We start from the raw sequence: 7,220 nt of genomic DNA, 5'->3' as shown, positions 1-7,220 counted from the left end.
CGAAAGGGTCAGTCCCCGCCGCCCTCTCGGATTCATACTTTCCTAATATCTAAATAATAAAATGGTGATTTTATGGCATACAAGAATACACTTAAAGATTATCTCAAGTTTGAAAAAGAACTTGAAGATGAAGCAAAAATCAAAAAAGAGTTTAGCTTTGAGTTTCCAGTAAAAAATTCTGATTCTGAGAAGGAAGATAACAATAAGGAAACAAAATTTGAACAAGAAATTGCAGAAAGTAAAAAAGAAGATTTAAGCAATTCCAAGGATTTGAGTTCTAAAAACATAGCGAACTATATTCAAGAAAACTACCTTGATAAAGATAAAATTGAGAAAGGTAAACTTGTAAATGATTTAATAGTATTAAAAAACTATGTAAATAAGATTAAAGTAGATTTAGATACTGAAAAATTTATTGTTTCTGGGATAACAATATATGTTGCGACTATCACAATTGTTATTAGTGAAGCTTATACATTAGGAGCAGGGATTTTATTTGTATTAGTTTCTTTATTTGTATATTTATCTTTTAAAAGGACAAGAAAAAAATCTGATCTCAATAAATTAAAGATTATTGAAAATGGAATTTATATTCTTGAAGCAATTAAAGATGAAATGGTTGAGGAGAATAAAATTCCCGATGCTGACGAATCTAAAGATTGCAAAGGATTAAATGAAACAAGTTCTGATAAGCCAAATGCAAATCGCAGAAAGGGAAATAATAAAAACAAAAGTATTAAAAAGAATTAAGGAAAATAAATCGAAAGATTTATGAGAGTTTAGGTAATTCTAATTTATTTTTGATAAAATATTTTTAGAGATACTTAGAAAAATTAAAAAGCCAATTATGGCAAAAGTCGAAAGACAAATGTTCATGTTAATAATTTGCAGAGGCAAATTCTTATAAAAATTTATAAAAGAAGGAGTTATATTATGAACAAGAAAAAAATTCTATCACTAATCATGGCATTAGTGATGCTAGTGGGAGTATTCTCTCCACTAACAGCGATGGCAGATAGTACTACTACTAATACCACTAAATTAACTATCCACAAATTAAAAATGGATGACTTTGATGGTATAAGTGCAAAAGATCACGATGGTAAAAAGTTGACTCTTGAAACACTTAATGGTCAAAATTATTTTAAAGATAAGAATGTAGAATTCCTACCAGGAGTTAAATTTACTTACTACAAAGTAAACACAGCACAACTTGCTAAGATTAAAGAAACAAACCCTCAAACACCTGATCAAGTAAAGGCTATAATAGATGCTAACAAGGAACTATTTGCTGGTGTTCAAGGGGTAGAAACAGAAGCTACAAAAGATACAAAAGATGATACTAAAGGTTCAGTAACAATTAATGACATGGCAGAAGGAACATACTACTTCGTAGAATCTGAAGTTCCAGCAAACCACACTGGCGCTCTTGCTGTACCATTTACTATTACATTACCAATATATGATAAAGCAACTAGTAATAAAATGGATGATGTACACATTTATCCAAAGAACAAGTTAACAGACAAAACAACTGATAAGAAATTAGATGAAGCTACAAACACTGCAAATAAAAAATCAGAATCACACAATGTAACAATAACAGATTCGACAGATCCTAAAGGTAAAAAAGTCTTAACACTAGACAAGGGTGCGAAAGTACCTTACGTTGTAACTACTCCAATCCCAGCAGGATCTAAAGAAGTTATGCTAGCTTGGTCAGATAGAATGAGCGAAGGATTAACTTACAATAAAGATTTAGCTGTAAGTGCAACTTATGGAGATCAAAAAACTAATCTAGGATTAGAAGCAGCTGATTATACAATAGAAAATTCTGACAATGGTTTTGTATTAAAACTAACAGACGCTGGTATCAAGAAAGTATTAGAAAAAACACTTAACAAGGGCGATGGTGTAAAACTTATCGACGGTACAACAGTATACAACAAAGAAGCTAATGAAGCTGCACAAAAAGTTGAATTTACATTAAAATATTCAGCAACTCTTAATGGACTAACTGGTCCAGTTGACCCAGAAACAAATACTGTTTCTTTCTTCTATGGAAATAAACCAGGTTACACTCCACAACCAGGAGACAAAAACCCAATACCAGAAAAGAACGTAAAAGAAATAAATGTTGATAAATCATTTGTTGGTGGCGATGGAACTACTGCAAAAGATTGGCCAAAAGATATGACCATCACTCTTAAACTAGAAAAATGGGATCAAGCAACAAATACTTGGAAAGAAGAATCAGGAAAGGCATTAACTTTAAATTCAAAAACTAAAAGTGGTAAATTTGATGGACTTGATGAAAAAGAAAAGTATAGAGTAGTGGAAACTGAAGTTAATGGTTGGGTAGCAAATTATTCACACGATAAGAGTGGCAAACTTATAATCAAGAATAAGGAGAACCCTAATCCAAACCCAATTACACCTCCAGAAGTAACAGTAACATCAGGTGGTATCAGATTTGTAAAAACTGATGACAATAATGCAAAGCCACTTCGTCTAGTTGGTGGTAAATTCTTAATTATGAATAAAGAGAATAAATATTTATACTACAAAACAGCTGAACAATTAACAGATGAACAAAAAGCTTTAAAGAAAGCAGAAGGAGAATTAAAAACTCTTGTAGATCAATATAATGCTTTGAGTGCTGAAGAACAAAAGGGTAAAACTGGAACAGACAAGAAAACAGCAATTGATGCAAAAGTAACTGAAATCGCAGGACTAAAGAAAAAAGCATCTATTCAATATACTTGGAAAGATGGATTTGGAACAAAAGATAATTTAGCTGAAAATCTAGTAGTTTTAACTCCAAACAGCCAAGGTTACATGGAAATAACTGGTCTTGATTTTGCAGATTATAACTTGCACGAAATTGAAGCACCAAAAGGATATGCAATTCCTGCTGATGGGCAAAAATTCCCATTCACTGTTGATGCGAATTCTTACAGCAACTTAAGCCTAAAAGGTGAAAATGTAATGATTGATTCAACAACAACTGATACAACTAAAGCTCAAAGGTTAGTCAACAAGAAAGTTACTATCCCACAAACTGGTGGTATTGGTACTGTTCTATTCACTGTTGTTGGTATTGGTCTAATGGCTGGCGCTGTTATGGCAATGAAGAAGAATAGAGAAGAAGCTTAATAGGATTTAAGTCTTTTAATTCTTAGAATTTAAGTTTAAAATAGTTTTAAGTAATTTTTAGGCTAATAGCTTATAATTATTAAATTGGGAAGGGGATCTTCCCTTTCCCCTACATATTATGATAGTGAGGTAGAGATGAAGAAGAAAATATACAGTTTAATAATTTTATTTGCGATGGTAACTATGGTCTTCCTACCTCTTACTGTCTTAGGAGCATCATCTGTTACCATCGACATAAAGACAAAGGAAAGTTTAAGTAAAAATGATTTAGAGGGCAGGTCTCTCGGTATATGGAAGTTAAATGATAAGTTTATCGACACTTCTATGGATAAGACAAGACTTGTATCTATCCTTGACAAGTTAAGTGAGGCTGAACTTGATAAGCAGCTTGAAAATAAAGCCGACAAATGGATTGTTAGTCCTAAAGAGGCTGATGATTATAAGATTACTCTAAATCTACCTGAAGGCACTTATTATATTAGGGAGCTTGGAGATAAAAAGGAAAGGTTTATTGAGTCTGCTGTTTTTAGTACAGTAGAGACTAATATTACTAAGTTAAAATGGGGGCTAACTGTTAAAACCACACCTCCACCTCCACCTCCACCACCACATGAAACTCCTCCACCACCAGAAACTATTGTGCTTATTAAAACTGATGATGAGGGCAAATATCTTCCTGGTGCTAAGTTTACTCTTCACTATGCAAATGGTGATCCTGTTTTGACAAAAAATGGTGCCTTTGATGACAAGGGCAGCGCTGAAGTTTTTGTTACTGATGAAAATGGTAGGATTACTATTAAAGATGTGAAGCCTGGCACTTATACTTTTAAGGAAGTTGAAGCGCCAGTGGGCTACAAGATTTTAAATAGTGAAAGTGATTTTGTTGTTTTTCAAGGTCAAGGTGTCAATGTTAATGTGATCAACAAGAAAAAGACAGGTTCTTATAATTTCTTTAAGACTGATGGGTCTAGGAAAAAGGGTCTTGCTGGTGCTGAATTTGTCATCACTCAAATTAAGGATGGCAAAGATGAAAGGGTTAAGCGTGATGGAAAGGATCTAGTCCTAAATTCTGGCGATGATGGTAAGTTTTCTGTTTACGATCTACCTTATGGCACTTATTATATTTGGGAGACTAAGGCTCCTAAGGGTTACAGTCTTTTAAATGGCAGTTTAGAATTTGAAATTAATGATAATTCTTTTGAAAATGTCCTAATTATTGAAAACAAAATTGAAGGTGGTGATGAGTCACCTCTACCACCTCCACTTCCAAAAACTGGTGACATCACACTAATTGTGTTAGTCCTTGCCGGTGCTGTAATGGTTTTTTTAGGTAAGTATTTAATCAAGGACAAGAAATAGAATGGGGCTCCTTGGGAGCCTCTTTTTTATGGAGAAATATGAGCAAAAAAAAGAAAAAATCTAATAAATTATTTATTTTTATTTTTATTTTAGGTCTTGCTATTATGACCTATCCTATGATTTCCAATTGGTATTATAGGATTGAGTCCAATAACCAAGTTGCCGACTACAAGGAAGCAAGAGATCTTTTAAGTGACGAAGAAATACAGAGGAGAATTCGCCTTGCCAAGATTTATAATGACAATCTTGGTAATGTTACTCCCAAGGATCCTTACAGTGAAGAGGAAAAGCATAAGGCAATAGAAAATTATGCTCAAATGCTAGAGCTAAGGACTAAAATTGGCGTTATATCCATTCCTTCTATTGATGTTGAGCTTCCTATTTATGCTGGTACTAATGAAGAAATTTTACAAAAGGGTGCCGGCCACTTGGAGGGTACAAGTCTACCTATTGGTGGTGAGTCCACTCACACTGTTATAACGGCTCACTCAGGTCTTCCTTCTGCAAGGCTTTTTACGGACCTACAAAAGGTAAAAATGGGCGAGAAATTTTACATCGACAATATTGCTGGTACACTGGCTTATGAGGTTGACCACATTGATGTCATTGACCCAAGTGATTTTTCTCAGCTACTTGTGGTGCCAGAAAAGGACTATGCAACTCTACTTACTTGCACTCCTATTATGATTAACACTCACAGGCTCATTGTAAGAGGTCACAGGGTGCCATATGTGCCTGAAGTTGATGAAAAGGTTAAGGAAGACAAGGGTAAAAATCTTGGCATTGATAAAAGGCTTATCATTCTCTTAATTTTTGCTATAATTATCATAGGAAGATATTTATTTTCCAAGAGAAAGAAAAAACTAGCTAAGAAGAGAGAACTTGAAAGAGCTAAAAATATTGAGATGACTAAAATGAATATGCCTTCCAATAAGGACAGTAATAATAATTTAGATAGGGATGATGGAAATAGTGGAAAAGATTAAAAAAAATTGGAAAATTATACTTATTTTTATTCTAGGACTTTTGATTGCCACTTATCCAATTATTTCAAATTATTATTATACTATTGACAACAACAATCAGATTGCGGAATTTAATGAGGCAGTTGCTGAAATGCCAAGTAAGGAAGTTTTGGAGAGAATTGAACTTGCCAAGGCCTACAATGATACTCTTGACCCTTCAAGACTTGCAGACCCCTACACTGAAAGGGAAAAGAAGGGCGTGGAAAACTACGCTCGTATGCTTGAAGTAAGAGAAAAAATTGGCTATGTTGATATTCCAAAAATTGGTCAACAAATTCCAGTTTACGCTGGTACTTCTGAAGATGTTTTGCAACACGCTTGTGGTCACTTGGAAGGGACATCTCTTCCTATTGGTGGCAAGGACACTCACGCAGTTATAACAGCTCACAGGGGTCTACCACAAGTTAAACTCTTTAGGGACCTAGACAAAATGGAAGTGGGAGATTTATTTTTCTTCACAAATGTTAAGGAGACTCTTGCCTATAAGGTGGACCAAATTCTCGTTGTTGAACCTTGGGATTTTGAGCCAGTCCTCGTTGTGGAAGGTAAAGACCTCATGACCCTACTTACTTGTACGCCTTACATGATAAATTCTCAAAGACTTCTTGTGCGTGGTCACAGGGTGCCTTATGTGCCAGAGGTTAAAGAGCAAATTGAAAGAGCTAAGTTTAATTACAAATCTTTAATTGTGCCAGGTCTTATTCTTGCTATTGTTATGCTTATTATTTATTTATACATCAGACATAGGAGGAGACGCTATGAAGCTTAAGTCTAGAGTTTTAATTGGATATTTATTTATTCTCTTGGGGATTTTTATGCCCCTTATGGCTTTTACTTCCATGTCTTATAGGGAAATTATGGCAGACAAAAAGTATGCATCTTTTAAGACAAAGGGCGAAAAAGTAACTGAGGATCTTAAAAAATACAATGAAGACATTGTTAAGGGCGATGCAAATATTATTGACCCCTTTTCCAATGAAGAATATGATGGCTATTATGACATCAAGGGCATAGATAAAAATGAAGTCTTTGCCTATTTAATTATTCCAAAACTTGACATGAAAAAACCGATTTATCTTGATGCAAGTTATAAGCATTTGGACCTTGGCGTGGCACAAATTGAAGGGACAAGTCTTCCACTTGGTGGCAAGTCTACAAGATCTGTTATTGCTGGCCACAGAGGTTGGTGGGGAGACCTTATGTTTTATAATGTAGAAAAGCTTGAAGCTGGCGACGATATATTTATTGATGGTCGCTCTGGTCTTTTGAAGTACAAGGTTACTGGCGAGGAGATAATAGACCCCAGTGATTGGGAAAAAGTTCTGCCTATAGAGGGTAAGGACATGGTGACACTTTTTACATGTCATCCAAAGAGACCACCGAGACCAAAGAGACTTCTCATTAATGCAGAAAGAGTTGTGGAAAAAAAGCCTGAGCCTGTGGAAAAAGTAAGTGAAGAAAGACAAGTTTCATATTTAAAATATGGAATCTATGCTATAAGTCTTATAGGTTGGCTTGCTTTTATTATCAGCTTCTTTAAGATGATTGGCTATGTAAGAAATTGTAAGAGAAGAAATAAGAGACACTGATTATTTTATTATGTGAGATAAAAATTATTAAACCTTAGAACTTTTTGTTCTAGGGTTTTTCTTGTTAAAGAAGTTAATAAGAAGAAAAGGA

The 7,220-nt window shown here is 34.3% G+C and carries 6 protein-coding genes; all 6 read left to right on the top strand.

Going from position 1 to position 7,220, the window contains the following annotated elements; translation table 11 throughout:
* Positions 1-72 precede the first annotated feature (72 nt).
* Positions 73-750 (top strand): hypothetical protein, encoded by a 678-nt coding sequence (locus JOD41_RS05455; protein WP_205051919.1) that lies wholly within the window; start codon positions 73-75, stop codon positions 748-750.
* Between the two features lie 183 nt (positions 751-933).
* Complete coding sequence (locus JOD41_RS05450) at positions 934-3,156, top strand: pilin N-terminal domain-containing protein (protein WP_205051918.1); 2,223 nt, start codon at positions 934-936, stop codon at positions 3,154-3,156.
* A gap of 135 nt (positions 3,157-3,291) precedes the next feature.
* Positions 3,292-4,515: an MSCRAMM family protein gene (locus tag JOD41_RS05445; RefSeq protein WP_205051917.1), complete on the top strand. Its 1,224-nt coding sequence runs from the start codon at positions 3,292-3,294 to the stop codon at positions 4,513-4,515.
* Positions 4,516-4,553: 38 nt separating this feature from the next.
* Complete coding sequence (locus JOD41_RS05440; protein WP_205051916.1) at positions 4,554-5,501, top strand: class C sortase; 948 nt, start codon at positions 4,554-4,556, stop codon at positions 5,499-5,501.
* Positions 5,479-6,309, top strand: coding sequence for a class C sortase (locus tag JOD41_RS05435; RefSeq protein WP_205051915.1), 831 nt, complete (start codon positions 5,479-5,481; stop codon positions 6,307-6,309). The genes JOD41_RS05440 and JOD41_RS05435 overlap by 23 nt, the downstream gene beginning before the upstream one ends.
* On the top strand, positions 6,299-7,129 hold the full coding sequence (locus tag JOD41_RS05430; protein WP_205051914.1) for a class C sortase: 831 nt from the start codon (positions 6,299-6,301) through the stop codon (positions 7,127-7,129). Before JOD41_RS05435 ends, JOD41_RS05430 begins: the two co-directional genes overlap by 11 nt.
* Positions 7,130-7,220: the final 91 nt, after the last annotated feature.

This window comes from Peptoniphilus gorbachii, assembly GCF_016908115.1.
Lineage (GTDB): Bacteria > Bacillota > Clostridia > Tissierellales > Peptoniphilaceae > Peptoniphilus_A > Peptoniphilus_A gorbachii.
Note: the sequence above shows the minus strand (reverse complement) of the source record. Positions and strands in the feature narration are given on the sequence as shown.

Excerpts from the sequence above, each read along its gene's own strand:
- JOD41_RS05440 (WP_205051916.1), top strand. The coding sequence starts at position 4,554 with ATGAGCAAAAAAAAGAAAAAATCTAATAAATTATTTATTTTTATTTTT.
- JOD41_RS05450 (WP_205051918.1), top strand. The coding sequence starts at position 934 with ATGAACAAGAAAAAAATTCTATCACTAATCATGGCATTAGTGATGCTA.
- JOD41_RS05455 (WP_205051919.1), top strand. The coding sequence starts at position 73 with ATGGCATACAAGAATACACTTAAAGATTATCTCAAGTTTGAAAAAGAA.
- JOD41_RS05445 (WP_205051917.1), top strand. The coding sequence starts at position 3,292 with ATGAAGAAGAAAATATACAGTTTAATAATTTTATTTGCGATGGTAACT.
- JOD41_RS05435 (WP_205051915.1), top strand. The coding sequence starts at position 5,479 with ATGGAAATAGTGGAAAAGATTAAAAAAAATTGGAAAATTATACTTATT.
- JOD41_RS05430 (WP_205051914.1), top strand. The coding sequence starts at position 6,299 with ATGAAGCTTAAGTCTAGAGTTTTAATTGGATATTTATTTATTCTCTTG.